The organism is Streptomyces albus subsp. albus, assembly GCF_000719865.1.
GTDB lineage: Bacteria > Actinomycetota > Actinomycetes > Streptomycetales > Streptomycetaceae > Streptomyces > Streptomyces albus_E.
Genome location: NZ_JOID01000023.1, coordinates 19,038 through 43,902, shown reverse-complemented (window position 1 = coordinate 43,902; position 24,865 = coordinate 19,038). Strand labels below are relative to the sequence as shown.

The 24,865-nt window shown below is 74.3% G+C and carries 22 protein-coding genes; 10 read left to right on the top strand and 12 right to left on the bottom strand.

Annotated elements, in window-relative coordinates; all coding sequences use genetic code 11:
• Window positions 1-217: 217 nt before the first annotated feature.
• Together IF83_RS0122555 and IF83_RS0122550 are read left to right on the top strand one after the other, a co-directional pair.
• Entirely contained in the window at window positions 218-1,546 is a 1,329-nt protein-coding gene (locus IF83_RS0122555) for a PP2C family protein-serine/threonine phosphatase (protein WP_051723171.1), read from the top strand.
• 626 nt (window positions 1,547-2,172) lie between these two features.
• Window positions 2,173-3,321, top strand: a complete 1,149-nt coding sequence (locus IF83_RS0122550) for an Acg family FMN-binding oxidoreductase (protein ID WP_030546971.1) — start codon at window positions 2,173-2,175, stop codon at window positions 3,319-3,321.
• A gap of 293 nt (window positions 3,322-3,614) precedes the next feature.
• Here the strand turns inward: IF83_RS0122550 and IF83_RS0122545 are convergent, their stop codons facing one another.
• The 6 genes from IF83_RS0122545 to pflB all read right to left on the bottom strand — a co-directional run bounded on the left by IF83_RS0122545 (window position 3,615) and on the right by pflB (window position 10,894).
• The gene (locus tag IF83_RS0122545; RefSeq protein ID WP_051723169.1) at window positions 3,615-4,547 is read right to left on the bottom strand and encodes a universal stress protein; all 933 of its coding nucleotides are present in this window, start codon (window positions 4,545-4,547) and stop codon (window positions 3,615-3,617) included.
• 603 nt (window positions 4,548-5,150) lie between these two features.
• Window positions 5,151-6,038, bottom strand: a complete 888-nt coding sequence (locus IF83_RS0122540; protein WP_030546968.1) for a universal stress protein — start codon at window positions 6,036-6,038, stop codon at window positions 5,151-5,153.
• Window positions 6,039-6,179: 141 nt separating this feature from the next.
• Window positions 6,180-6,731 carry a flavodoxin domain-containing protein gene (locus IF83_RS0122535; protein ID WP_030546966.1) on the bottom strand — a complete coding sequence of 184 codons (552 nt, stop codon included), beginning with the start codon at window positions 6,729-6,731 and terminating at the stop codon, window positions 6,180-6,182.
• A gap of 198 nt (window positions 6,732-6,929) precedes the next feature.
• Window positions 6,930-7,775 (bottom strand): universal stress protein, encoded by an 846-nt coding sequence (locus IF83_RS0122530; protein WP_030546964.1) that lies wholly within the window; start codon window positions 7,773-7,775, stop codon window positions 6,930-6,932.
• Window positions 7,776-7,895: 120 nt separating this feature from the next.
• Window positions 7,896-8,618 carry a pyruvate formate-lyase-activating protein gene (gene pflA / locus IF83_RS0122525; RefSeq protein ID WP_030546962.1) on the bottom strand — a complete coding sequence of 241 codons (723 nt, stop codon included), beginning with the start codon at window positions 8,616-8,618 and terminating at the stop codon, window positions 7,896-7,898.
• Window positions 8,619-8,632: 14 nt separating this feature from the next.
• Window positions 8,633-10,894 carry a formate C-acetyltransferase gene (pflB, locus tag IF83_RS0122520; RefSeq protein WP_030546961.1) on the bottom strand — a complete coding sequence of 754 codons (2,262 nt, stop codon included), beginning with the start codon at window positions 10,892-10,894 and terminating at the stop codon, window positions 8,633-8,635.
• A gap of 340 nt (window positions 10,895-11,234) precedes the next feature.
• Here pflB and IF83_RS0122515 point away from each other — a divergent pair, with 340 nt between their 5' ends.
• The 5 genes from IF83_RS0122515 to IF83_RS0122495 all read left to right on the top strand — a co-directional run bounded on the left by IF83_RS0122515 (window position 11,235) and on the right by IF83_RS0122495 (window position 16,226).
• Window positions 11,235-13,940, top strand: coding sequence for a bifunctional acetate--CoA ligase family protein/GNAT family N-acetyltransferase (locus IF83_RS0122515; RefSeq protein WP_051723167.1), 2,706 nt, complete (start codon window positions 11,235-11,237; stop codon window positions 13,938-13,940).
• Window positions 13,941-13,968: 28 nt separating this feature from the next.
• Window positions 13,969-14,664, top strand: a complete 696-nt coding sequence (locus tag IF83_RS0122510) for a CBS domain-containing protein (RefSeq protein ID WP_030546954.1) — start codon at window positions 13,969-13,971, stop codon at window positions 14,662-14,664.
• Window positions 14,665-14,776: 112 nt separating this feature from the next.
• Window positions 14,777-15,292, top strand: a complete 516-nt coding sequence (locus IF83_RS0122505; RefSeq protein ID WP_030546952.1) for a flavodoxin domain-containing protein — start codon at window positions 14,777-14,779, stop codon at window positions 15,290-15,292.
• A gap of 83 nt (window positions 15,293-15,375) precedes the next feature.
• Window positions 15,376-15,888 (top strand): O-acetyl-ADP-ribose deacetylase, encoded by a 513-nt coding sequence (locus tag IF83_RS0122500; RefSeq protein ID WP_030546951.1) that lies wholly within the window; start codon window positions 15,376-15,378, stop codon window positions 15,886-15,888.
• Window positions 15,889-15,956: 68 nt separating this feature from the next.
• On the top strand, window positions 15,957-16,226 hold the full coding sequence (locus IF83_RS0122495) for a hypothetical protein (RefSeq protein ID WP_030546949.1): 270 nt from the start codon (window positions 15,957-15,959) through the stop codon (window positions 16,224-16,226).
• A gap of 191 nt (window positions 16,227-16,417) precedes the next feature.
• On the opposite strand, the gene IF83_RS0122490 is transcribed toward IF83_RS0122495, so the two are convergent.
• The 4 genes from IF83_RS0122490 to IF83_RS0122475 all read right to left on the bottom strand — a co-directional run bounded on the left by IF83_RS0122490 (window position 16,418) and on the right by IF83_RS0122475 (window position 19,509).
• Window positions 16,418-16,813 (bottom strand): OsmC family protein, encoded by a 396-nt coding sequence (locus IF83_RS0122490; RefSeq protein WP_030546947.1) that lies wholly within the window; start codon window positions 16,811-16,813, stop codon window positions 16,418-16,420.
• A 182-nt stretch (window positions 16,814-16,995) separates the two neighbouring features.
• A complete protein-coding gene (locus tag IF83_RS0122485; RefSeq protein ID WP_030546945.1) occupies window positions 16,996-18,012 on the bottom strand; it encodes an ABC transporter permease in 1,017 nt (338 codons plus the stop codon).
• Window positions 18,009-18,968 carry an ABC transporter ATP-binding protein gene (locus tag IF83_RS0122480; RefSeq protein ID WP_030546943.1) on the bottom strand — a complete coding sequence of 320 codons (960 nt, stop codon included), beginning with the start codon at window positions 18,966-18,968 and terminating at the stop codon, window positions 18,009-18,011. The genes IF83_RS0122485 and IF83_RS0122480 overlap by 4 nt, the downstream gene beginning before the upstream one ends.
• Entirely contained in the window at window positions 18,961-19,509 is a 549-nt protein-coding gene (locus IF83_RS0122475; protein ID WP_078843750.1) for a GntR family transcriptional regulator, read from the bottom strand. Before IF83_RS0122475 ends, IF83_RS0122480 begins: the two co-directional genes overlap by 8 nt.
• 366 nt (window positions 19,510-19,875) lie before the next feature.
• Here IF83_RS0122475 and IF83_RS0122470 point away from each other — a divergent pair, with 366 nt between their 5' ends.
• The gene (locus tag IF83_RS0122470; RefSeq protein ID WP_030546939.1) at window positions 19,876-20,673 is read left to right on the top strand and encodes an inositol monophosphatase family protein; all 798 of its coding nucleotides are present in this window, start codon (window positions 19,876-19,878) and stop codon (window positions 20,671-20,673) included.
• Between the two features lie 117 nt (window positions 20,674-20,790).
• On the opposite strand, the gene IF83_RS0122465 is transcribed toward IF83_RS0122470, so the two are convergent.
• Window positions 20,791-21,387 (bottom strand): TetR/AcrR family transcriptional regulator, encoded by a 597-nt coding sequence (locus IF83_RS0122465; protein WP_030546937.1) that lies wholly within the window; start codon window positions 21,385-21,387, stop codon window positions 20,791-20,793.
• Between the two features lie 246 nt (window positions 21,388-21,633).
• Here IF83_RS0122465 and IF83_RS0122460 point away from each other — a divergent pair, with 246 nt between their 5' ends.
• Window positions 21,634-22,653: an aldo/keto reductase gene (locus IF83_RS0122460; protein WP_030546936.1), complete on the top strand. Its 1,020-nt coding sequence runs from the start codon at window positions 21,634-21,636 to the stop codon at window positions 22,651-22,653.
• Between the two features lie 339 nt (window positions 22,654-22,992).
• Window positions 22,993-23,880, top strand: a complete 888-nt coding sequence (locus IF83_RS0122455; RefSeq protein ID WP_030546934.1) for an LLM class flavin-dependent oxidoreductase — start codon at window positions 22,993-22,995, stop codon at window positions 23,878-23,880.
• A 297-nt stretch (window positions 23,881-24,177) separates the two neighbouring features.
• On the opposite strand, the gene IF83_RS0122450 is transcribed toward IF83_RS0122455, so the two are convergent.
• On the bottom strand, window positions 24,178-24,675 hold the full coding sequence (locus tag IF83_RS0122450) for an NUDIX domain-containing protein (protein ID WP_030546932.1): 498 nt from the start codon (window positions 24,673-24,675) through the stop codon (window positions 24,178-24,180).
• Between the last annotated feature and the right edge of the window lie 190 nt (window positions 24,676-24,865).

Below are 24,865 nucleotides of genomic sequence, written 5' to 3'. Positions count from 1 at the left end.
GAGCCAGGACAGACGAGGTCCGGACCGCGCGAGCCCGGACAGACGCGGCCCGGTCGGGCGAGGGTGTACGGGCGGCCGGCGGGCGGGCCCCGTGCGGACGCCTCGCGTGACATGGGCATACTCGTGATCCAATGACCCCGTCGAGTCCGCCGCGGGCCCGTTCGGGGCCGCGTGCGGGAGCGACGGCAGCCGACGCGCGACCGGGAGCACCGGACCCATGGACCACGTGAACCAGCCCGCCCCCGGGCTCCCCCAGCAGCCGGAGGACATCCACCGGATCACCGAGCAGCTCCGGCAGCTCGCCGAGGCGCAGAACCGCCTCCGGGGTCTCCTGGACGCGGTCCTCGACGTCAGCCGCGAGCTGGACCTCCCCGTCGTCCTGCGGCGGATCGTCACCACCGCCATGGAGCTCGTCGGCGCGCGCTACGGCGCTCTGGGCGTGCTGGACGAGAAGGCCGAGGGCCTGTCGGAGTTCATCACGCTCGGCCTGGACGAGGCGGAGTACCGCGCCCTGGAAGGGGTCGAACTCCCGCACGGCCGCGGGTTGCTGGGGCATCTCATCCACCACCCCGAGCCGCTGCGGGTGGAGGACATCCCGGGCCATCCGGAGTCCGTCGGCTTCCCCGCCGGGCATCCGCCGATGCGCACCCTGCTCGGGGTGGCCATCAGCGTCCGGGGCCAGATCTACGGCAACCTCTACCTCTGCGACCGGCGCGACGGCCGGTCCTTCGACGACCACGACGAGGCGGTGGTCGTCGCCCTGGCCGGAGCGGCCGGTGTCGCCATCGAGAACGCCCGCCTCTTCGAGCGGACCCGCGGCACCGCCGAGCGGTTCCAGCGCCTGCTCCTCCCCCGGCTCCCCGATCTGACCCCGTTCACGGGCGCCGCGGTCTACCGGACCTCCACCGAGCAGGCCCTGGACCCGGGGCAGGTCGGCGGCGACTGGTACGACGCGCTGCTGCTGCCGGACGGCTCCTGCGCCATGGTCATCGGTGACGTCGTCGGCCACGACCTCATCGCCGCGGCCGCCATGGCGCAGACCCGCAACATGCTCCGCGCCCTGCTGTACGACCGCTGGACCCCGCCGAGCCGGGTCCTCACCCAGCTCGACCACACCCTGCACGCCATCACGGAGAACCCCGTGACCACCGCCTGCCTGGCCCGGATCGAACCGGCACCCGGCGGGACGGGGCCCTGGACGCTGCACTGGTCCACGGCGGGCCACCCCCCGCCGCTGGTCCTGGACGGGGACGGGACGCCCCACCTCCTGCCCGGCGAGCCGGGCCTGCCGCTCGGGGTGGACGCCCTGCTGCCGCGTCCCGACCACGCGTACCCACTCCCGCCCGGCGCCACGGTGATCCTCTTCACCGACGGACTGGTCGAGCACCGCGACCACCCCATCGACCAGGGCCTCGACGCCCTCGCCCGGCTCGCCGCCGCCCACGCCGCCGCGCCGCTGGACGAGCTCTGCCGGACCCTGGCCGACGAGCACCCCGGCGACGGGCACGACGACATGGCCGTCCTGGCGGTGCGCACCCCCGTGTGACAGGCCCGCGCACCGGGCGGAAACGCACGGGCCCGTGCGCGGGGCGGGCCCGCCCACCGGTTCCCGGGCCCCCGGGCCCCCGGGCGACGAACGGACGGTTCCCGGCCCGGCCTCCGTCCCACGGAGCCCGGCGTCCGCGGCGGGCCCGTGGCCGGTGGGCTGGGACGGGACCCGGGTCCGAGCCGGGGTCGGGGGCGGGGCGGAACCCGGGGCCCGAACCGGGGCCAGTGGGCTGGAACGGAACCCGACACCCGAACCGGGGCCCAGAGACCGGGACGGAACCCGACGCCCGAACCGAGGGCGGGGCGGGGCCAGGGTCCGAGCCGAGGGCCGGGACGGAACCCGGGGCCCGAACCGAGGGCGGGGCGGGGCCCGGGGCCGAGCGGAGGCCGGGGCGGGGGGGCCGAGCGGAGGCCGGGGCGGGGGGCCGAGCCGAGGGCTGGGACAGGCCCGGAGCCCGCGGGCCGGCCCGGGCTCATGAGACCGCCCCGGGGACCGTTCCCGCCGCTCCCGGGCCGTTCCGGGGCGGGGCGATCTACCGTGGAAGGAGAGGCCCGTTCGTCCGCGGCCGGTCAGCGGGACCGCCGAAGGGGGCCGGGCCCGCACGCCACCCGAGGAGGTGCGGTATGCCGCCGCGACCGCTCGACACCACACTCGTGACGGACCTGGTCCGGGAGGCCACGGCCGCCCCGTCCATGCACAACGCGCAGCCCTGGCGGTTCCGTCACCGCCCCGGCAGCCGCACGATCGAGCTGCGCCGGGACGCGGAGCGCGCCATGCCGCACGCCGACCCGGACCAGCGGGCGCTGCACATCGGCTGCGGCGCGGCGCTGTTCAACCTCCGGGTCGCGGCGGCCGGTGAGGGGCTGCGGCCCGAGGTCCGGCTGCTGCCGGACCCGGAGGACCCCGGCCTGCTGGCCACCGTGCGCCTGACCGGGACGGACGGCACCGGCCCCGGCCCACAGGGGCACGGCGGGGCGCAGGACGGCACGGGGCAGCCGGTTACGGAGCGGCCGGACACGGAGCGGACCGTGACGAAGCCGGACACGGAGCGGACGGCTGCGAAGCCGGACAGGACGCGGCCGGGCACGGGACGGCCCGTCGCGGACACCGACGGGCTGGCGGAGCTGCGGCCCGCCATTCCCCTCCGGCACACCAGCCGCTTCCCGTTCACCGCCCGGCGCGTCCCCGAGGAGCTGAAGGCCGCGCTGGCCGGGGCCGCCCGCGCCGAGGGGGCCGAGCTGGCCTTCCCCGGCATCTGGCATCTGCGGTCGGTGCTGTCCCTCGTCCGGGACGCCGAGGGCCGTTCCGGCGCGGACCCCGGCATCCGCGCCGATATCGAGCGCTGGATCCGCACCGGCGCCGACGTCTCCGGGAGAGCCGGCGACGGCGTCCCGGACTACGCCTTCGGGCCACGCCCGTACGGCGGGGCGGCCCCGGTCCGCGACTTCGCGGGCCGCGACGCCCCGCCGGACCGGGAACGGGCCCTCTTCGAGACCTCTCCGCAGCTCGCCCTGCTCGGCACGGCCGAGGACCGTCCCGCCGACTGGCTGCGGGCGGGCCAGGCGATGGAGCGCGTCCTGCTGCTGGCCACCCGGGAGGGGCTGGCCTCGTCGCTGACCTCGCAGGCCCTGGAGTGGCCGGATCTGCGCTGGATCGTGCGGGACCCGCAGACGTCCATGGGCGTGGTGCAGATGGTGATCCGCCTCGGCTACGGCCCGACGGGCCCGCGGACCCCGCGCCGCCCGGTGGAGGAGGTCCTCGACCTCACCTGAGGCCGGGCACGGACGGGCGGCCGGCCGGGCTCGGCGGCTCGGCCGGAGAAACCTTTGCCGGGCGGGACCGGGGCAACCGGGGCGCCTGCGCGCGGCCGGACCGAAAACCCACGGCCCGGTGTCCACCGAGCCGCTGCCCGGCACCGGGCCGGACCCGGCAAACCGCCCGGCCGGGCTCGGCGGCGCGGCTCCATGTTGGCGTCCCTCGCCGGCTTCCGCACCCCGGAACACCAGCCGCCCCGCCCGCGCCGGGCCGGCCGCCCGTCGTGCCGCCCGCGCCGGGCCGGCCCGCGTCACGCCGCGTGTTCGCCGTCCGGCTCCGCCGTTTCGCCGCTCGTTCCGGCTCCGCTCTCGGCGCCGGGCTCGCCGTCGTGGGGGATGACGGCCACCGGGCAGGCGGCGTGGTGCAGGACGCCGTGGGTGACGTGCCCGATCCGCGAACCGTGCCCGGGGTGCGCGAGCTGGTGACCGGTGACCAGCAGGTCGGCGCCGCCGGCGGCCTCGATCAGGACCCGGCCCGCGGCGCCGGACAGCACCCGCTCGGTGACGGCGACCTCCGCGTACGTGGCCCGCCACGGCCCGAGGACCGCGGCCAGGGAGCGTTCCTCCTGCTCCTGGAACTCCGTGGTCAGCTCGTCGTCCAGCGGCGCCGAGGCGTAGCCGTAGACCCGCTGCGGGTTCCAGGCGTGGACGACGGCGAGCCGCGCGCCCCGGGCCGCCGCCGTGCGGAAGGCGAAGTCGATGGGCGCGTCACCGTAGTGCCGCACGTCGAGCCCGAGGACGACGGTGCCGGACTCCTCCGACCGGCCGTCGTAGTCGGCCCGTACCAGCACCACCGGCCGCGCCGTGCGCGCGATGACGGACAGGCTCACCGAGCCGAGGAGGTGCCCGGACATGCCCGACAGTCCGCGGGAGCCGAGGACCAGCAGCTCCGCCTCCTCGGCGAGCAGCACCTTGACGGGTGCCTCCGCGACCCGCTCGACCTCGATCCGCAGGCCGGGCCAACGCTCGGCGAGCGTCTGGTGGACGGAGCTCAGCCGGTTCTCCACCCAGCGGTGGCGGGATTCGGCGTGGACGGGGTAGTCGGCGTCGCCGGCCAGCGGGTGCCAGGCGTGGACCAGGCGCAGCGGGCGGCTGGTCCGCCGGGCCTCACGGGCCGCCCAGTCCGCCGCGGCCATGCTCTGCGGGGAGCCGTCGATTCCCACGACGACCATGTCACTCGCCATCACGCCCTCCTCCTGTGCCGCTTCGCCGCCCCGTCGCGGTGTGCTCCGGTGCCGGTCCGGCGGAGTCCCGGCCCTTGCGTCCGGCCGCGGGCCCGGCGCCCGGTGGGAGCCGGGTGCCCGGCCCGGTCGCGTCCCGCCGCCCCGGCGAGCTCCGCCGGACCGGAGAGCTCCGCCGGACCGGATGCGCTCCCCCGGACCGGGGACGGGAAGCCGCCCGGGTACGGACCGGGCACCGGCCGGGTGCACCGGGTCGCCCCGGTCCTCCCTCCACCAGCACATCACCGGGCCCGGCCCGGGGACAGGGCCTGCCGGGTTCGGTACCGGGCCGACCGTCCCGGGCTCCGCCGGCTCACCCACTCCACGGACCGCACCCTCCACCGGCTCCACCGGTTGCCCCGGACTCCGCCGGGGCGCCCGCTCACGCCCGCGGCACCACGACCGCCGCGAGTCCGGCGCCGGGCCGCCCGTCCCGGGCCCCAGCCGCCCCAACGGCTCCAACGGCTCCAACGGCTCCAACGGCTCCAACGGCTCCACCAAATCCCCCGGCTCCACCCGCTCCACTGCTTTTACCGGTTGCTCCGGACCTGGCCAAGGCGCGCCCGCTCACGCCTGCGGTACCACGGCCACCGGGCAGGGAGAGTGGTGCAGCACGGCATGGTTCACCAGGCCGAGTTGGAGGCCGAAGTGGCCGTGGCGGGCATGGGCGCCGACGACGAGCAGGCTCGCCTCGCGGGCCGCGTTCAGCAGGGCCTGCCGGGCCGAGCCCGCGACCGCCCGCCGCCGGAGGACGACGTCCGGGTACCGCTCCCGGGCCGGTCCGACCGCTTCGTCGATGACCTTCCCGGCCCGTGCCCGGCACTGCTCGGCCATGTCCTCCTCGTCGGGGGTCCCGCCCGGCGCGGGCCCGCCGCCGGGGGTGTGCCAGGCGTGCACGGCGATCAGTTCGCAGCCCCGGCGCTGGGCCTCGCGGAAGGCGTACTCGGCCGCGCTCCGCCCCTCCGCGGTGTCCTCGATGCCCGGGACCGGGCTGGGGCCCTCGCCGGCGTCCTCGTCCTGGATGCCGAGGACGACGGGTTCCGTGCCGCTGTCCGGCTCACCGCGGACGACGACGACCGGGCAGTCGGCGCGTCCCGCGACGGCCAGTCCGACGGAGCCCAGCAGCATGCCCGTCACCCCGCCGCGGCCGCGGCTGCCGACCACCACGGTGAACGCGTTGCGGCCGGCGGAGAGCAGGGCCTCGGCGGCGTTCTCGGGGACGATCTCGCCGGTCACCTCGACGGAGGGGACCCGTTGGCGCGCGTGCTCGACGGCCAGGTCCCGGATGCGCTCGGCGTTCTCCGTCAGGTCCGGCACGGGTGTGCCGAGGGCCGGGCCGGTGGCGCACAGCACGCGCAGCGGGGTCTCGTGGCGCACGGCCGCGTCGGCGGCCCAGTCCACGGCCCGGAGGCTGGAATCGGAACCGTCCACGCCGGCCACGACGGGGAGCACCATGGGCTGACCACCTCTCCTCATCCGGGCGCGGACCGGCCAGGATCAAAGCGTGTCATACGCCCATGAACGCCGCATGCGGGGTCGGCCCCGTGGTGCGGTGTGCACGCACCGTCCGGGCCGGTGCCGTCCCCGCGCCGGGCCTCACGCGGCCTCGGCCGCCAGGAGGCGCTGTGCGATGCCGTCCGCCCAGGCCTCGATCTGCGCCCAGTCGCGGTGGTCGCCGTAGTGGCCGCCCATCGCCTTGAAGGCCGCGTGGCCCGCGGGCGGGAGGGCACCGCGCCGTACGGCTCCCGTGAAGACGCGGGTTTCCACCGGGCCGATCTCCTCCCGCAACCCGGCCATGTTCTTGGGTTCGTGCTGCTTCGCCAGACTCCGCAGCGGCCGTCCGAGGGCCGCGCCCATGCCCACGCTGAACAGCCACACCGGGCGTCTCCGCAGCTCCGCCTGGTGGCGGTGGGCGTAGCCGGACGCCTCGGGCATCCACTGCTGGTTGTGCACCGCGCTGCCGACGACCACCGCGTCGTAGCGGCCGGGGTCCGGGTCCTCCGTCCCGTCCACCGGGCGGGCCTCGGCGCGGTGCCCGGCCAGGGTCAGCCGGTGGGCGATCCGCTCCGCGATCCCGCGGGTGGAGCCGTGCTCGCTGGCGTACGCCACGAGGACGGCGGCGCCGTTCTCCCTGCCGCTCGGGTGCATGTCACTTTCCTCCTGTTATGTCCTGTGGTTCCCGGCCACGCCGGGTACCTCGCGCCACGGGGTGCAACCCCCGGCCGCTGCCGGGTTCCGTGACGCGAGAGCCGGGGGCGTGGAGGGTCCGCGCCACTCCGGGGCTTGCGGGGGCGGCCGGGGCGCCGGGCACCCCGGACCCGTACGGTCCGTCCCCTCCGGTCCCCGTCAGCTCTCCTCGGCGACGCTCGGGACGACGACCACCGAGCAGTGCGCGTGGTGCAGCAACGCGCGGGTGACGTGGCCGAGCTGGAAGCCGTGCCGGCCCTCCTCGCGGCTGCGGTGGGAGGCGATCACGGCGACGTCGGCCGTGCGGGTCGCGTTCAGCAGGGCGTGCACCGGCCCGGACCGGACCGTGCGGGTCTCGATCCCGACCCGCGGGTGCTTCTCCCGCAGACCCGCGACGGCGAAGGCGGGCACCGCCTCCTCGGCGGCGGCCTGCCGGTTGATGTCGTCCTGCACCGAGGTGGCGGGCACCGGGACCAGGGCGTCGGGGGCCGAGTAGCGGTAGGTCCAGGCGTGCACGATCCGCAGCCGGGCGTGGCGCCGCTCGGCCTCCTGGAAGGCGTACGCCGAGGCGTCGGCGTCCGCGTCGCTCTCGATGCCGAGCAGCACCTCGCCGTACGCGGTGGGGCGCGTGTCCCGGCGCACGACGAGCAGCGGGCTCTCGGTGGACGCGGCGAGCCGCAGGCTGACCGAGCCGAGCAGCAGTCCGGCGAAGCCGCCGAAGCCGCGGCTGCCGACGACGGTGAGGGCCGCGTCCCGGCCGAGTTCGGCGAGGGCGCGGGCCGGGTCACCGGCGAGCGGTACGGCGGTGACCTCCAGTCCGGGGTGGCGGGCCCGGGCCCGCGAGACGGCGCTCTGCAGGACCGGCCCGGCCACGTCGGGATCGGGCACCGCGTAGCCGATCTCCAGGGCGGCGCCGCGCAGCGCCGCCTCTTCCGCGGCCCGGTCCAGCGCCCGTACGGCGAGGAGCGAGCCATCCACACCGACGACCACGCGACGGGTTGTCATGACGAGTCCTTCCCTGACTTGCTTGTTCTGCTGGGGACTTGCTATTGGGGCTTGCTTGTTGTGCTGGGGCTTGCTTCGGCTTTCCGGTTCCGTCCCGTCCGCCTCCTCCGGTTTCGTCGGTCAGAGCGCCCGCAGCCCGTGCTCCCGGAACTGCTCCCGCACCCGGTCGGTGAGCTCCCGGTCCGGTACCGGGTTGTCGCGGAGCGGGAACGGGATGCCGAGGGCCTCGTACTTGGCGGCGCCCATCTTGTGGAACGGCAGGACGTCGACCCGGTCGACGTTGCCGAGCCCGGAGAGGAATTCCCCCAAGCCGTCCACGGAGTCCTTGTCGTCGGTCCAGCCGGGCACGAGGACGTAGCGGACCCACACCGGGACGCCGAGCCGGTCCAGCCGGGTGGCGAAGTTGAGCGTGGGCGCCAGCCGGCCGCCGGTGAGGCTGCGGTAGGTGCCGACGTCGAAGGCCTTGATGTCGAGCAGCACCAGATCCGTGTCCGCGAGCATCTCGTCGGTGGCGCGGGCGCCGAGAAGCCCCGAGGTGTCCACGGCGGTGTGGAGCCCGCGTTCCTTGCTGCGGCGCAGGATCTCGCCGGTGAAGGCCGGCTGGAGCAGCGGCTCGCCGCCGGTGACGGTCACCCCGCCGCGGGCGGCGGTGATGAAGCCCCGGTGCTTGTCGACCTGCTCCATGACCTCGTCGGCGGTGACCAGCCGCCCGTCGCGCATGCGCCAGGTGTCCGGGTTGGCGCAGTAGAGGCAGCGCAGCGGGCAGCCGTTCACGAAGAGGACGAACCGGGTCCCGGGCCCGTCCACGCCGGTGGACAGGTCCCAGGAGTGAATCCGGCCCATGCTGCTCACGGTGCTCACATCGCCCCGTGGAAGGTGCGGCTGATGACGTCGAGCTGCTGCTCGCGGGTGAGCCGTACGAAGTTGACGGCGTATCCGGAGACGCGGATGGTCAGCTCGGGGTACTTCTCCGGGTGTTCCATCGCGTCTTCGAGGGTGGCCCGGTCGAGGACGTTGACGTTCATGTGGAAGCCGCCGGACGCGGTGTAGGCGTCGAGGATTCCCGCCAGGTTCCCCGCCCGTTCGGCCGGGTCGTGGCCCAGGCCCTCCGGGGTGACCGTGGAGGTCAGGGAGATGCCGTCCCGCGCCGCCTCGTAGGGGATCTTGGCGACGGAGAGGGCGGAGGCGGCCATGCCGTGCTTGTCGCGGCCGTTCATCGGGTTGGCCCCGGGGGCGAAGGGCTGTCCGGCGCGGCGGCCGTCCGGGGTGTTGCCGGTGTGCTTGCCGTACACCACGTTGGAGGTGATGGTGAGCACCGACTGGGTGTGCTCGGCGTCCCGGTAGGTGGGGTGCCGGCGCACCTTCTCCATGAAGGAGCGGACGAGTTCGGCGGCGATGGTGTCGGCGCGGTCGTCGTTGTTGCCGTAGGCCGGGTAGTCGCCCTCGACCTCGTAGTCGACGGCCAGCCCGTCGGCGTCCCGGATGACCTTGACCCGGGCGTGCTTCACCGCGGACAGGCTGTCGGTGGCGACGGACAGGCCGGCGATGCCGCAGGCCATGGTGCGGTGCACGGGGTGGTCGTGGAGCGCCATCTCCAGGCGCTCGTAGGCGTACTTGTCGTGCATGTAGTGGATGACGTTGAGGGCGTCCACGTAGGTGGCGGCGAGCCAGTCGAGGGTCCGGTCGTACGCCTTGTACAGCTCGTCGTGGTCCAGGTACTCGCCGGTGAGCGGCTCGGACTCGGGGGCGATCTGCTCGCCCGTCATCTCGTCGCGGCCGCCGTTGATGGCGTAGAGCATGGCCTTGGCGAGGTTGACGCGGGCGCCGAAGAACTGCATCTGCTCGCCGACCGTCATCGCGGAGACGCAGCAGGCGATGGCGGTGTCGTCGCCGGTGCAGGGGCGCAGCAGCTCGTCCGACTCGTACTGCAGGGAGCTGGTGTCGATGGAGACCTGGGCGCAGAACGTCTTGAACCCTTCGGGCAGTCGCGGCGACCAGAGCACGGTGAGGTTGGGCTCGGGGGCCGGGCCGAGGTTGTAGAGGGTCTGCAGGTAGCGGAAGGAGGTGCGGGTGACGAGCGGGCGCCCGTCCCGGCCGATGCCGCCGATGGACTCGGTGACCCAGGTGGGGTCGCCGGAGAACAGCGCGTCGTACTCGGGGGTGCGCAGGAAGCGCACGATCCGCAGCTTGATGACGAAGTCGTCGATGAGTTCCTGGGCGCGGGTCTCGTCGATGCGGCCCTCGGCGAGGTCGCGTTCGAGGTAGACGTCGAGGAAGGTGGAGGTGCGGCCGAGGGACATCGCGGCGCCGTTCTGCTCCTTCACCGCGGCCAGGTAGCCCAGGTAGAGCCACTGCACGGCCTCGTGGGCGGTGGCGGCGGGGCGGGTGACGTCGCAGCCGTAGCCGGCGGCCATCTCCTCCAGTTCGCCCAATGCCCGGATCTGCTCGGCGAGTTCCTCGCGGTCCCGGATGACGTCCGGGGTGGAGGGCTTGGTGTCGAGCAGGGAGCGCTCGGCCTTCTTCTCCTTGATCAGGATCGCGGTGCCGTAGAGCGCGACGCGCCGGTAGTCGCCGATGATCCGGCCGCGCCCGTAGGAGTCGGGCAGGCCGGTGATGATGCCGGCCTTGCGGGCCCGGCGCATCTCCGGGGTGTAGGCGTCGAACACGCCCGCGTTGTGGGTCTTGCGGTAGGTGCCGAAGACCTTGGTGACGAACGGGTCGGGTTCGTAGCCGTAGGCGCGCAGGCCGTTCTCGACCATCCGCAGCCCGCCGTTCGGCATGATCGCCCGCTTCAGCGGGGCGTCGGTCTGCAGGCCGACGATCAGTTCGCGGTCCCGGTCGATGTAGCCGGGCGCGTGCGAGGTGATCGTGGACGGGACCGCCGTGTCGACGTCGAGGATGCCCTTGCGGCGCTCCTCCGGGAACAGGCCGCTGACCTTCTCCCAGACGGTACGGGTCCGTGTCGTCGGGCCGGCCAGGAAGGCCGCGTCCCCCTCGTAGGGGGTGTAGTTGGCCTGGATGAAGCCCCGGACGTCCACCCGGCGGCGCCAGTGCTCGCCCGTGAACCCGCGCCACGCCACACCGGGCGCCTCTGTGCCGGTCGGTGCCACCACCGTCATCACTGCCTCCGTGTCCTCGCGGCGCCGCTCGGGGGGTGTCCCTGCGGGCGCCTTGCATCGGTGTCCATCCTCCGGCCCGGCCCCCGCACCGGACAGGGCCGACGGGAGTCCCCCGGCACGCCGTACGGCCCCTGCCCGCGGGGGGTTACCGGGACCGAGCGGCCCGGGCCGGTGAGGCCGTTCGGCCCTGCTTCCGCGTGCCGGTTCCGCAGGGCCCGGGAGGCGGCCGCGCACCGGGGCCGAACGGCCCTGACGCCGTGCCCCCACCAGCCCCTGCGGGCGTCCCGGAGCGGCCGGATGCTGGGAGGAAGCCGAGGCCGCCCCAGGGGAGTTGGACACCATGACGACGAGGAACGCGCACCGCGCCGAGATGACGCACGCGCTGCTGGCGGACGGCAGGACGGTGGAGATCCGGCAGGCCCGCCCCGAGGACCTCCACCAGGTCCTGTGGCTGTACGAGGAGATGTCGCCGGAGAACCGGCGGCTGCGCTTCTTCGCGGCGAGCCGGCTCTCCGGGCGGCGGGCCGCCGAGCGGTTCTGCGGCCCGCCACGCCCCGGCTTCCTGCCGCTGATCGCCTTCTGCGAGGACCAGATCGTCGGCGTCGCCGAGTACGAGACGGACACCGCCGACCCGGCCACGGCGGAGGTCGCCCTGGCCGTCGCCGACGACTTCCACCACCGCGGCGTCGGCACCCTGCTGCTGGAGCACCTGGTGCACGCGGCCCGCGCCAACGGTGTCGCCACCTTCACCGCCGACGCCCTCGCCGACAACCACGCGATGCTGAAGGTCTTCGCCGACCTCGGCCTGAGCACCGCCCGCCGGTTCGAGAACTCCGAGGTCCACTGCACCGTCGGCCTGGAGCCGGACGAGCGCTACCTGGCCGCCTGCGACGAGCGCGGCCGGACCGCCGACGCCGCCAGCCTGCGGCCGCTGCTGCGGCCCCGTTCCATCGCCGTCGTCGGGGCGGGCACCAAGCCCGGCTCCGTGGGCCGCGCCGTGCTGCGCAACATCCGCCGGGCCGGCTTCACCGGCGCGCTGCACGCCGTCAACCCGCACACCCACACCGTCGAGCACACCCCCTCGTATCCGTCCGTCACCGCGATCCCCGAGCCGCCAGAGCTGGCGGTGCTCGCCGTCCCCGCGCGCGCCGTGCCCCAAGTGGCGGAGGAATGCGGCAAGTCGGGGGTCCGCGCGCTGGTGGTGCTGACCTCCGGGCTGGACGGCGCGGAGGCGGAGGCGCTGCTGGTGACGGTCCGCCGCTACGGGATGCGGCTGGTCGGCCCGAACTGCCTGGGCGTCGCCAACACCGAGGAGCCGGTACGGCTGGACGCCACCTTCGCCGCCCACCGGCCGCTGCCGGGCACCGCCGGGGTGGCCGTGCAGTCCGGCGGGGTCGGCATCGCGCTGCTGGGCGGGCTGTCCCGGCTCGGCGTCGGCGTCTCCAGCTTCGTCTCGCTCGGCGACAAGTACGACGTGAGCGGCAACGACCTGCTGCAGTGGTGGGAGGAGGACGGCCGCACCGACCTGGCCCTGCTGCACCTGGAGTCCTTCGGCAACCCGCGCGCCTTCTCCCGCACCGCCCGCCGCGTCACCCGGAAGATGCCGCTGCTGACCGTGGACGCGGGCCGCTCCGACGCCGGCCGGCGCGCCGCCGCCTCGCACACCGCCGCGGCCGCGACACCGACCATGACCCGGCAGGCCCTCTTCACCCAGGCCGGGATCATCGCCACCCGCACCGTCGGCGAACTCCTCGACACAGCCGCCCTGTTGCACGCCCAGCCGCTGCCGGCCGGGTCGCGGGTGGCCGTGGTGTCGAACGCGGGCGGCGCGGGCGTCCTCGCCGCCGACGCCTGCGTCGAGGCGGGCCTGAGCGTGCCGGAGCTCCCCGCCGACCTCGTCGCGGACCTGCTGGAGTGGCTGCCGCCCGGCGCGAGCGCGACGAACCCCGTCGACGCCACCGCGGCCGTCGGCGACCAGTCGCTGAGCGCCGTCCTGGACCGGCTGGCCGCGCACGGCGCCGTGGACGCGGTGCTGCTCGCCCTCGTCCCCACGGCGCTGGCCGCGGCCACCGGCGACGACCCGCTGCGGGCCCTCACCCACGCCGCCCCCGGGCGCCGGCCGCGCACCATCGCGGCGGTCCTGCTCGACCAGGCCGAGTCCGTGCGGCTGCTGCACACCCGGGGCGGCGGCGCCGTCCCCGCCTACGCGGACCCGCAGTCCGCCGCCCGCGCCCTGGCGCACGCCGCGGAACGGGCCCGGTTCCTGGCCCGGCCGACGGGCACCTTCCCGGAACTGCGCGGCACCGACACCGGGGCCGCCCGCGCCCTGGTGGACGCCTTCCTCGCCGAGCACCCGGACGGCGGCTGGCTCGACCCGCGCCGCTGCGCCGAACTGCTGGACCACTACGCGATCCCGCAGCTCCCCTGGGCCTGGGCGGAGGACGAGCGGAGCGCGGTCGAGGCCGCCGCCCGGCTCGCCCCCGGGCCGGAGGACCGCGTCGTGCTCAAGGCGTACTGGCCCGGTCTGGTGCACAAGACCGAGGAGGGCGCGGTGCTGCTCGACCTGGCCGGCGAGGAGAAGGTGCGGCAGGCGTACCGCTCGCTGGCCGGGCGCTTCGGGGAGGTGATGACCGGGGTGCTGGTCCAGCCGATGGCGGAGCGCGGCACCGAGCTGGTCACCGGAGTCGTCCAGGACCAGGTCTTCGGGCCGCTGGTGCTCTTCGGCCTCGGCGGCACCGCCACCGAGCTGCTGGCCGACCACGCGGCGCGGCTCGCCCCGCTGTCCGACCGCGACGTGCACGACCTGATCACCGCGCCGCGCTCCGCGCCGCTGCTCTTCGGCTACCGCGGCGGCGGGCCCGTCGATCTCGAAGGACTCGAACAACTGCTGCTGCGGGTCTCGACGATGGCCTGCGACCTGCCGCAGCTCGCGGAGGCCGACCTCAACCCGGTCGTCGCCCGGCCCGACGGCGTCACCGCGCTCGACGTCCGCATCCGCCTGCTGCCCCGGCAGGCGCGCGACCCCTATCTGCGCCGGCTGCGCTGAGCCCCCACCGCCCGAGGAGGAGAGAACCATGAAGCACCGCGAGGTCGGCACCGTGATGACGAGCGAGGTGGTCCGCGCGGTCGCCGCCACCCCCTTCAAGGACATCGCGAGGTGGCTGGACGAACACGGGATCAGCGGGATGCCGGTGGTGGACGACGACGAGAAGGTCATCGGGGTCGTCTCCGTCTCCGACCTGATGGATGCTCACATCAGCGGGGAGGGAGCGGTCCTGGAGACGGGACCGGAGACGGGAGGCGCGCCGGCTGCCGGGGAGCTGATGACCTCGCCGGCCGTCACCGTCCGCGCCCTGGACTCCATCGCGCACGCGGCCCGCACCATGGCACGCCACCAGGTGGAGCGGCTGCCGGTGGTCGACGAGGAGGACCGGCTGGTCGGCATCGTCACCCGGCGCGACCTGCTCCAGATCTTCCTGCGGCCGGACGCCGACATCCGCCGGGAGATCATCGACGAGGTGCTGGTCGACGCCCTGTGGCTGACCCCGCACGCCGTCGGCGTCACCGTCGTGGGCGGCGTGGTCGTGCTGGAGGGCTGTCTGGAGCGGCGCAGCGAGGTGCCGATCGCCGAGCACATGGCCGGGCAAGTGGACGGTGTGGTGGGCGTGGTCAGCCATCTGACGTACCGCTACGACGACTCGAAGATCCGCCGGGTGGAACCGGCCCTGCACGGCATCGACGGAGTGGACGGCCGGCTCCGCAGGTTCTGACCCCGCCGCAGTACGGCAAACGGAACGCCAACGGCAGCGGCAACGGCAACGGCAACGGCAACGGCAACGGCAACGGCAACGGCAAGCGGAACAGAGGAGAGGGTGGACGGACATGGCCGCAGCACAGCGCGTACTCGTCACCTACGGAAGCAAGCACGGTTCCACCGCCGGCATCGCCCAGTGGATCGGGGACGCCCTGCGCGCCCGGGAGATCGACGTCGTCGTCCTCCCGGCCTCCGGCATCGTGGACCTCGAACCGTACGACGCCGTGGTGATCGGCGGCGGGCTCTACTCCGGCCGCTGGCAGCGGGACGCGGCCCGGTTCGCCCGCCGGAACCGCAAGGCACTCGACCGGCGCCCCGTCTGGCTGTTCAGCAGCGGCCCGCTCGACGACTCCGCCTCCGAGAAGGAGATCCCACCGCCGAAATCCGTCGCCCGGATCGCCGAACGGGTCCACGCCCGCGAGCACATGACCTTCGGCGGCCGGCTCGCGGAGGACTCCGACGGCTTCCTCACCCGCCGGCTCGTGGCGGAGGGCAGGGGCGGCGACTTCCGCGACCGTGAGCGGATACGGGCCTGGGGCGAGCACATCGCGGCGGAGGTGAACCACACCGGGCAGCCCGGCTGAGGCCGCCGCCGGGACCGGAGCCGGCGAGCGCCACACCCGGACAGGTCGCCGGCCCCGCGGCCGTCACCGCTGAGAATGGGTCCATGACCCCCACCATCACCCTCCTCCGGGGCGACATCACGGAGCAGGACACCGACGTCATCGTGAACGCGGCGAACTCCTCCCTCCTCGGCGGCGGTGGCGTGGACGGCGCCATCCACCGCCGGGGCGGGCCGGAGATCCTCGCCGCCTGCCGCGAGCTGCGGGCCTCCCGGTACCAGGACGGCCTGCCCACGGGGCAGGCCGTGGCGACGACGGCGGGCCGGCTGAAGGCCCGCTGGGTCGTGCACACCGTCGGCCCGGTGTGGTCCGCCACGGAGGACCGGTCGGAACTGCTCGCCTCCTGCTACCGCGAGTCGCTCCGCGAGGCCGACGCGCTGGGGGCGAGGACCGTCGCCTTCCCCGCGATCTCCACCGGCGTCTACCGCTGGCCGATCGACGACGGCGCACGCATCGCCGTGGAGACGGTCCGGGGCGCGGACACCGCCGTGGAGGAGGTCCGCTTCGTCCTGTTCGACGACCTGGCCTACGCGGCCTTCGCCCGCTGGACGGACTGAGGGCGCGGCGGCCCGGGCGCCCCGCGCAGGGTGGCACGGCGCAGCCTCCTGAGCCAGGATGGCGAAATGTGACTGCCTACCACGAGACCACCCGGCGCGATCCGAGCGGCCGGTCGGGAGAGATCACGGACGCAGTCCGGAACGGCCCGCCCTCCGCCCACGCGCAGGACGGGAACAAGACCGGCGGCCCGATCCCTGCGCGCCGGCGCAGGCGCTTCGTTCCACGTGCCGAGTTCACCGCGACGGCGCGCACCGCCCCCGACTTGTGCCGGGACACGTGGCGGGCGGATCAGGACGCCACCGCCGAGCAGGAAGCGGACGACCCCTACGCACGCTGAGTACCCACAGGCCTGCTCGACACCAACGGCTGCAGCGCAGGTGGGGGCACCACCGGTGGCGGAGATCCGGTGGTGCCCCCACGTGTACCCGGCACACCGGGGCGGTTGCCCGGGCGGGCGCGCCCCGGGGCCCGGCCCCGGCGGCCCGGACCGCCGACCGGTTCGCCCGTTACGGGCCGATCCGTCCGGTCTCAGTCCACGTCGATGACGACGTGCGGCGGCTGCCGGATCGAGTTGTGCACGGTGCAGTGGCCGACCACGGCCGCCAGGGCCTTGCGGCGCTGCTCGGGCAGATCACCGGGGACGACGAGGCGCATCCGCACCTCCGCGACCCGGGCCGGGCGGTCCCCCGCCATGGCGAACTCCGTCTCCACCCGCAGGCCCTCGCGCGGCAGGTCGTGCCGGGCCAGGTAGCGGCCGGCGTAGTAGCCGACGCAGGTGGCCAGCGAGGCGGTGAACAACTCGACGGGGGTGGGGCCGAGGTCGTCGCCCCCGGCGTCCAGGGGCTGGTCCACGGTGAACTCGTGGCCGCGTACCGCGACCGAGTAGGACTCCCCGTCCAGGAAGTTCACGGTCATCTTCTGCATCACGTACCTCCTCGATACGTCTCCAGCCAACCGGAACCGGACAAGGCCGCACAGGGCCGAACGTCCGCAGCCCGGAGGGCCGCCCGGGCCCCGCCCCTGGGGACGAGGGTCCGGGCGGCCGGGCGGGTTCCGCGCGGGCGGGGAGCCGCCGGAGCCGTCCGGGCGGGCCGGCGGGGTGACCGTCACACGAGCCGCTTACGCCCCCACAGCAGGATGAAGGCCACGACGCCGGCGGTGAGGGCCAGCAGGATCGAGGCTCCGAGCCACTGCATGCCGGCCATCTGCGAGAGGGGCAAGTAGTCCACCGACCAGCCCACGACCTCCGCCTTCTCCAGGCAGTCCTGGACCGCCCGGTCCGAGGCCTCCTGGCTGCACGTGCTCCAGCCCAGGAGGTCCCCGGAAGAGGTGAGATAGGACTGGTCGAGCTGGTACGCGCCACGGGGCAGGTCCGGAAAGACGATCTCGGCGCCGGCTTCCCGCGGGGTGGTGGCCGTGACCACCGAGCCCAGGTCCAGCCGGAAGTGACTCCAGACGAGCTGGACCGCGACGGCGAAACCGAAGGTGACCACCATGGCCGGCAGGCCGCGGCGCAGCAGCATGCCGATCGCCACGCCGCCGACGACGGTGAAGAGAGTCAGCGCCACGGGCACCGGGCCCGTGGTGTCGAACACGCTGCCGGAAGGCCACTCGCTGATGATGTCGGTGCCCCTTGTGGCCGCCGCTCCCCACCACCAGTCGTACGCGATGCCGAGCAGGGCCGTGCTCACCGTGACCACGAGCAGGCTCGCCCCGAGCTTCGTCGTCAGCCAGCGGGCGGGGCTCACGGACTGCGCGGCGACGAGCTTGGCCGTGCCGGTCTCCAGGTCGGCCGCGAGCAGCGGGGCTCCGATGAAGACGCCGAGGAGGATGGGCAGGGCGGCCATCGCCACGGCGATGTAGTCGAGTTGGGCCCGGTAGGGGGCGAAACCCGCGGCCAGGTCCTCGGCCTTCGAGCCGGGCCCGCCCCGCCCGGTGAGGTGGTCCGTCATCCCGGCGCGCTGGTAGGCGATCCAGGCCAGCAGCACGGCGGTGGCGGCGAGGACGGTCCAGAACGCGGCGCGGTGCTGGCGCCAGACCAGCCAGGTCATGCCGCTGAGCCGGGGGCCGCGGCGGGCGGACGTGCCGGACGGGACGGCGGGCGCGTTGGTCAGGGTGCTCATGCCGCCGCCTCCCGCCCGTAGCCGGCCGGCTGTCCGGAGACGCGGGCGCCGGGGGTTATCAGGGGTGGCGCGTCCGGGGTGCGGAGATAGGCGAGCACGAGTTCCTCCAGGTTCGGGGTCGCGGTCTCCCAGCGGCCGCCGAGCGGCCCGTCGGGCCGGACGAGGGCGGTGAACTGCCGTCCGCTGCTGCGGGACTCGACGACGGTGTGCCGGGCCAGGCCGGCGGGAACGCCCTCGCCGCCCTCCGTGACCCCGGTGACGAACGAGTGGGCGGACCGCAGTTCGTCCACGTCGCCGGCGAGCCGCAGGCCGCCCGAGGAGATGACGAGGAGGTAGTCGCAGACGGTCTCCAGCTCGCCGAGCATGTGGGAGGACATGAGCACGGTGGTGCCGTGCTCGGCGGCCTCGGCCATCAGCGTGCCCATGAGTTCGTGGCGCACCAGGGGGTCGAGGTCGGACATCGGCTCGTCCAGCAGCAGCAGACCGGGGCGCCGGCCGAAGGTGAGGGCGAACGCGACCCGGGTGCGCTGCCCGCCGGAGAGGGTGCCGATCCTCGCGTCCATGGGCACCTGGCCCGCGCGGACGATCGCCTCGGCGGCCCGCTGGTCCCAGTCCGGGTTCAGCTCCCTGCCCATGCGCAGGGTCTCGGCCACGGTGAAGCGCCGGAACAGCGGCTTCTCCTGGGCGAGGAAGGCGGAACGCCGGCCGGCCTCCGCGGAGTCCGGGACGGCGCCGAACACCTTGAGGGTGCCGGCCGTCGGCTCCATCAGATTGGCGGCGATGCCCATCAGGGTCGTCTTGCCCGCCCCGTTGGGGCCGACGAGGCCGCAGATCCGGCCGGCCGGCAGCCGGAACGAGCAGTCCCGCAGGGCCCAGCCCCGCCGGTATTTCCTGCCCACCCCGTGGGCCTCGATCGCCGGCGTGTCCGCCGGTCCCCCGTAGGTCGTGTCACTCACGTGTGCTCCTCGATTCCCCTGATGCCGCTTCCGTGGTGCCGGCCGCTGCGGCGGCCGGCGGGGCTCCCCCTGCCGCGGTGGCCGTTACGGGTTCCGCCACCGGCTCCGCCACCGGCTCCGTCACCGGTGCCGCCGCCGGTGCCGCCGCCGGCCGGGCGTCGCCGTACCGCTCCTCCAGGACGGAGGCGACCAGCGCGGCCACGTCCTCCCGTTCGAGTCCCGCCTCGCGCGCCCGCGTCATCCACGCCGCCAGTTCCCCGCGCAGCGGGGAGTCCGCGCCCGCCTGGGGGCGGGCCAGCGACCGGCGCACGAAGGTGCCCAGACCCGGCCGTGGCTCGACCAGACCCTCGCGTTCCAGCTCCCGGTAGGCCTTGAGCGTGGTGTTCGGGTTGACCGCGCAGGTCTGGGAGACCTCCTTGGCGGTCGGGAGCCGGTCTCCCGGCACCAGCACGCCCAGCCGCAGCGCCTGCTTGGTCTGCTGGACGATCTGCTGGTAGGCGGCGGTCCCGCTCCGCCTGTCGATGCGGAACTCCACGACCATCACCACCCTTTAACTACTTGATTAGTGGAATGATGATGAAGGCGCGGACACGCCTGTGTCAAACGGCGGGTTACCGCCAACGCGCCGACGGGCAACGAACGTTGGCCGGCGCGGGACCGCACCGGACCGCACCGGAAGCGCAGCCCCGCACACCGGCGCCCCGCCGGGGACCGCCCCTCCCCCTCCCGCCCCGGAACCCCCCGCTCCGCGCTGCGCCACTCGTCGTACGGGCACGGCCCCGGCGCCCGATACGGTTACCGCAGTACGGCGGCGCCCGCGCCCGCGCCGCCGGCGGCCCGCCGGAAAGCGGACGGGCCACACCGAAGCCCGCGATGGGGAACTCCGCCCGAAAGGCCCTGGACCGACGTGAACGAGCACCACGACCTGCTGACTGCCGCCGAGGAAGCCGTCGAGGCGGGAGTCGCGTGGCTAGGGCGGGCCGGAGACGAGTGGTCGGAGAAGAGATTCAAGGAGTCCGGCGAGGAGGTCACGGACGCCGACGTCGAGGTCGAACGGCGGGTGACCCGGGTGCTGCGCGAGCGCACCCCGGACATCCCCGTCATCGGCGAGGAGTCCGCCGAGGGCGGCCCGCTGCCGGAGCGCTGCTGGCTGCTGGACCCCATCGACGGCACGATGAACTACACGCGGGGCGCGCCGCTGCACGCCGTCTCCCTCGCCTACGCGGAGGCCGGGGAACCGTCCGTGGGCGTGCTCCACGCCCCGGCCCTGCACCGCCGCTGGACCGTCGGGCCGCAGAGCGCCCCGTCGACGGAACCGTCCGGGGTGCGCGAGGTCTCCCGGGCCATCGTCTCCGTCACGGGCACCGGCTCGCCCCGGTCCCGGTCCGGCACCTTCCTCTCCGGCCTGCTGGGCGGCGTCGCGTACCGGGTGCGGATGCACGGCTGCATGAGCCTGGACCTGGCCGCGGTGGCCGAGGGCTGGCTCGACGCCTGCGTCTGCTTCGGCCCCGCCCCGTGGGACGTGGCCGCCGGCGTCGCCCTGCTCCGCCGCAACGGCGTGGCCGTGCTGGGCGCGGAGGGGCGCGACTTCACCTTCGGGTCCCCGATCCTGGCCGCCGGCCACCCGGACCTCGCCAAGGAGCTGATCGAGCTCTGGGAGTCCCTCCCGGCGAACGACGGGGCGGGAACCGAGCGTTCCTCCTGAACGCGCGCCCCGCCCGGGCTTGCCGGCCGGTGCGGTGGGTGCGTCCCGGCCGCGCCCGGCCCGGCCGGTGATCAGCAGGGGCCGGTGCTCGGCCCGGCGATCATCGGGGCACGGTGATCAGCGCGGCCGGCTGAGCCCCGCGATGAGGAGTTCGACCATGCGGCGGGCGTCGTAGCGGGGATCGTCCGCGCCGACGCAGAGATTGCCGACGCCGCGCATGAGTTCGAGGGCCCGCACATCGGACCGGATCTCGCCGGAGTCGGCCGCGGCGTCGAGCAGTTCGGTGCACACGGGCACGAGGCGGTCCAGGAAATAGTCGTGCAGCGCCTCGAAGCCGGTGCTGTCGGACCGCAGCGCGGCGGCGAGTCCGTGCTTGGTGACCAGGAAGTCGGCGAAGAGGTCGATCCACCTCCCCAGCGCGGCATAGGGAGTCGGGCCCGCCGCGAGCAGGGCCGGACCGGCCTCGGCGCACGCCTCCACCTGATGCCGGAAGACGGCGATGACGAGATCCGCCCGCTTCGGGAAGTGGCGGTAGATCGTGCCCACCCCGATGCCGGCCTCCGCCGCGATGTCGCGAACCGGCGCCTCCACGCCCGACCGGACGAAGACCGCGGCGGCCGCTTCGAGCAGCGCCTCCCGGTTGCGACGGGCGTCCGCCCGCTCCCGCTTGGGCGGGGCCGGGCGCCCGGCGGCTCCCTCGTGACGGTCGTTCACCGCGCCACCTCCTCTTCCCCTGCACGCTTGCCAAAACGGAACGCTGTTCCGTATCGTCTCTTCCGGAACGGCGTTCCGCTTTGCGCATCATGCCAGAGCAGGGGCCCGGCCACCAAGCCATGCCATGCCCTGCCCTGCCCTGCCTTGCCCCGCGCTGCTTCACGCTGTACCGCGCCGCGCAACCGCGCCGCCCCACGCTCATCCGCGATCACGCGATGAAGCGATCACTCACCGAGGAGACAGCTCATGCAGTACCGCACCCTGGGCCGCACCGGTGTCCAGGTCAGCACCCTCGCACTCGGCGCCATGAACTTCGGCGCCATCGGGCGTACCACCCAGGAGGAGGCCACCGCCATCGTCGACGCCGCCTTGGAGGCGGGGATCAACCTCATCGACACCGCCGACATGTACAGCCGGGGCGAGTCGGAGGAGATGGTCGGCAAGGCCATCGCCGGCCGCCGTGACGACATCGTGCTGGCCACGAAGGCCAACATGCCGATGAGCGAGGAGCGCAACCACCGGGGCAGCTCGCGCCGCTGGCTGGTCACCGCGCTGGACGACAGCCTGCGCCGCCTCGGCGTCGACCACGTCGACCTCTACCAGATCCACCGGTGGGACCCCACCACCAGCGACGAGGAGACCCTGTCGGCGCTGACCGACCTCCAACGCGCCGGAAAAATCCGCTACTTCGGCTCCTCCACCTTCCCCGCGCACCGCATCGTGGAGGCCCAGTGGGCGGCCCGCGAGCACCGGCTGAGCCGGTACGTCACCGAGCAGCCCGGCTATTCGGTCCTGCAGCGCGGCATCGAGACGCACGTCCTGCCCGTGACCGAGCGGTACGGGCTCGGGGTGCTGGCGTGGAGCCCGCTGGCCTCCGGCTGGCTGTCGGGCGCGGTCCGCGCGGGACGGGAGATCACGACCAGCCGCGCGGCGGTCATGCCGGAACGCTTCGACACAAGCCTCCCCGTCAACCGGGCCCGGCTCGACGCCGTCGAGCAGCTCGCCGAGGTCGCCGACGAGGCCGGCCTGACGATGGTTCAGCTCGCCCTCGGCTTCGTGACCGCGCACCCGGCCGTGACCAGCGCGCTCATCGGCCCGCGCACACTGGACCACCTGCACTCCCAGACCGCAGCGGCCGACACCGTGCTCTCCGCCGACGTCCTCGACGCGATCGACGCGATCGTCGCCCCCGGTACGGACCTCGCCCCGCACGAGAAGTTCGACACCCCGCCCTCGCTGCTCGACGCGTCCCTGCGGCGCCGCTGACCCTCCGGGAGGGCCGGCCCCCACCGGCCCTCCCGCCGCCCTGCGGCCTACCGGGTGCCCGCCTGTCCGACCGGCGGGCACCCGGAAAGCACACGGAGTCCGGTGAGAAGGCGGCTTTCCTCCCTCTCACCGGCCCCCGCCGGGACCCGGGCGCGCGCAGGGACCCGCGCGCAGACGGCGCGTCCCCGCCGCCAACGGCTCTGCGGTGTTCCCGGTTCCTGCCGCCCCGCACGCACGTCCCCTTGAGTCCCTCCCCCGAAGCCAACGCCCTCGCGCCCGAACGCCCGGCCCGCCGCCGGTGCCCGTGCCCGCGCCCGCGCCGAAAGGACCCACGCCTCCATGCCGCACACACCCCGCCCGCCCCGCCCGAGCTTCGGCATCATGACCGCCCCGATGCAGGTCCACTACCACGACGTCCTACGCGTCTGGCGCGAGGCGGACGCGATCCCGGAGATCGAGCACGCCTGGCTGTTCGACCACCTCATGCCGATCGGCGGCGACCCGGACGGACCGGCCTACGAGGGCTGGACGCTGCTCGCCGCCCTGGCCGCCCGGACCGAACGCCTGCGACTCGGCGTCATGGTGACCAGCAACCGGTTCCGGCCGCCCGCGATGCTGGCCAAGATCGCCACGACCGTCGACGTCGTCTCCGGCGGACGGCTCGACCTCGGCATCGGTGTCGGCTCCCGCCCCCACCCTCCCGCGGCCCGGCGCGAGTACGCGGCCCACGGCCTGCCCTTCCAGGACCCCGCGCACGCCGTCGAAAGCCTCGCCGAAGCCTGCACGGTGATCCGGCGGCTCTGGACCGAGGAGAAACCGTTCGACTTCCACGGCACCCACCACCAGCTCACCGGAGCGTTCGGCAACCCGAAACCGGTCCAGCGCCCGCACCCGCCGATCCTCATCGGCGGACGCTCCTCCGCGACACTCCGCGTTGTCGCCGAGCACGCCGACCTGTGGAACATCCCCGGCGGCGACATCGACGACGCCGTCAGCCGCAGCGCACTGCTGGACCGCTACTGCGCCCAGATCGGCCGCGACCCCGCGTCCGTCACCCGCTCGATCCACTTGGCCGTCGACTACGACCGGCCGGAGGCCACGCGGGACGCGATCGCCGAGGCGACCGACGCCGGTTTCCGGCACATCGTCCTCGGACTGCCGGCCCCCTTCCCCCCCGGTGTCGCACGGTGGGCCGCCGACGAACTCATCGGCGGGGCGGCCCGGTAGCCACCGGCCGCCTGCTGCTCCGCACCAACGGCCCGCGCTGAAGACGCCCGTTTCCCCGCTTTGGCCGTGGCGGAATGGCGTCCCCGGCCGGTTTTCGGAGAGGGCCATGCGACGAGTCCCTCAGGCGGGGGGTTTCGCGTGCGAGGCGGACGAACACACCGATCGGCGCCCATCTGCTCACGACACCGGGAAGGGTGTCGCCCACGTGGTGGGTGTCCGCGAAGAGCAACCAGGGGGCGGGCGATGTGCAGGTTCCCGGCAGCGACCGGAGCTGTGTCCGAGCGTCGGGTGCGAGGCTCACAGGCCGAGCGGCACCGGTCTGGCCGGGACTCCCTCGGCGATTAGCGCCGCCAACAGTGTGGCGAGGTCGCGGGGTGAGAACAGCTCGGAACCGCAGTAGTCAGCGATATCCCGAAGGCGCCACCACCGGAAGCCATCGATGTTCTCGGCGGCGAGTTCGTTGTCGGACATCGCGCCGCGTGGAGGGAACGATGCGGTGCGGACAAGGAAGTAGTCGTTGACCACCCCGTCGTACCCTGCGGCGTGTCCGGGTGCGACAACCTGCTGGTGCCACACATGTGGCGGGTCGGTATCGACGGCCAGCCCCACCTCTTCGTGCAACTCGCGACGTAGCGCGGCAAGCGGCGTCTCGCCGCGCTCGACACCGCCACCGGGAGCCGCCCACACGACGACCGTGCCGGTCGGCTTGGAAATGGCGAAGCGGCACAGCAGGATACGGTCGCCCTCATCGAGGACGACCGCGCGGACCGAGTGACGCAGGTTCACCGAGGACACCCCGGCAGGCTATCCATCTGCCGGCGAACTGCACGATCCCTTGGAATCGATCATCTGGCCAAGTTATTCCGAATGCTGACGGCTTATCCCTTCCCGTCGGCCGGTACTTGCGCTGTGGATTAGGGCCCGTTCCGGGTTTGCATCGTGTAGGGACAGGCCGGGCCGCGAGTGTCGGCTGCCGTGAGGTAGA

Excerpts from the sequence above, each read along its gene's own strand:
- IF83_RS0122535 (WP_030546966.1), bottom strand. The coding sequence starts at position 6,731 with ATGCACCCGAGCGGCAGGGAGAACGGCGCCGCCGTCCTCGTGGCGTAC.
- IF83_RS0122530 (WP_030546964.1), bottom strand. The coding sequence starts at position 7,775 with ATGACAACCCGTCGCGTGGTCGTCGGTGTGGATGGCTCGCTCCTCGCC.
- IF83_RS0122550 (WP_030546971.1), top strand. The coding sequence starts at position 2,173 with ATGCCGCCGCGACCGCTCGACACCACACTCGTGACGGACCTGGTCCGG.
- IF83_RS0122500 (WP_030546951.1), top strand. The coding sequence starts at position 15,376 with ATGACCCCCACCATCACCCTCCTCCGGGGCGACATCACGGAGCAGGAC.
- IF83_RS0122455 (WP_030546934.1), top strand. The coding sequence starts at position 22,993 with ATGCCGCACACACCCCGCCCGCCCCGCCCGAGCTTCGGCATCATGACC.
- IF83_RS0122460 (WP_030546936.1), top strand. The coding sequence starts at position 21,634 with ATGCAGTACCGCACCCTGGGCCGCACCGGTGTCCAGGTCAGCACCCTC.
- IF83_RS0122475 (WP_078843750.1), bottom strand. The coding sequence starts at position 19,509 with ATGGTCGTGGAGTTCCGCATCGACAGGCGGAGCGGGACCGCCGCCTAC.
- IF83_RS0122540 (WP_030546968.1), bottom strand. The coding sequence starts at position 6,038 with ATGGTGCTCCCCGTCGTGGCCGGCGTGGACGGTTCCGATTCCAGCCTC.
- IF83_RS0122505 (WP_030546952.1), top strand. The coding sequence starts at position 14,777 with ATGGCCGCAGCACAGCGCGTACTCGTCACCTACGGAAGCAAGCACGGT.
- IF83_RS0122555 (WP_051723171.1), top strand. The coding sequence starts at position 218 with ATGGACCACGTGAACCAGCCCGCCCCCGGGCTCCCCCAGCAGCCGGAG.
- IF83_RS0122545 (WP_051723169.1), bottom strand. The coding sequence starts at position 4,547 with ATGGCGAGTGACATGGTCGTCGTGGGAATCGACGGCTCCCCGCAGAGC.
- IF83_RS0122510 (WP_030546954.1), top strand. The coding sequence starts at position 13,969 with ATGAAGCACCGCGAGGTCGGCACCGTGATGACGAGCGAGGTGGTCCGC.
- IF83_RS0122490 (WP_030546947.1), bottom strand. The coding sequence starts at position 16,813 with ATGCAGAAGATGACCGTGAACTTCCTGGACGGGGAGTCCTACTCGGTC.
- pflA (WP_030546962.1), bottom strand. The coding sequence starts at position 8,618 with ATGGGCCGGATTCACTCCTGGGACCTGTCCACCGGCGTGGACGGGCCC.
- pflB (WP_030546961.1), bottom strand. The coding sequence starts at position 10,894 with ATGACGGTGGTGGCACCGACCGGCACAGAGGCGCCCGGTGTGGCGTGG.
- IF83_RS0122515 (WP_051723167.1), top strand. The coding sequence starts at position 11,235 with ATGACGACGAGGAACGCGCACCGCGCCGAGATGACGCACGCGCTGCTG.
- IF83_RS0122485 (WP_030546945.1), bottom strand. The coding sequence starts at position 18,012 with ATGAGCACCCTGACCAACGCGCCCGCCGTCCCGTCCGGCACGTCCGCC.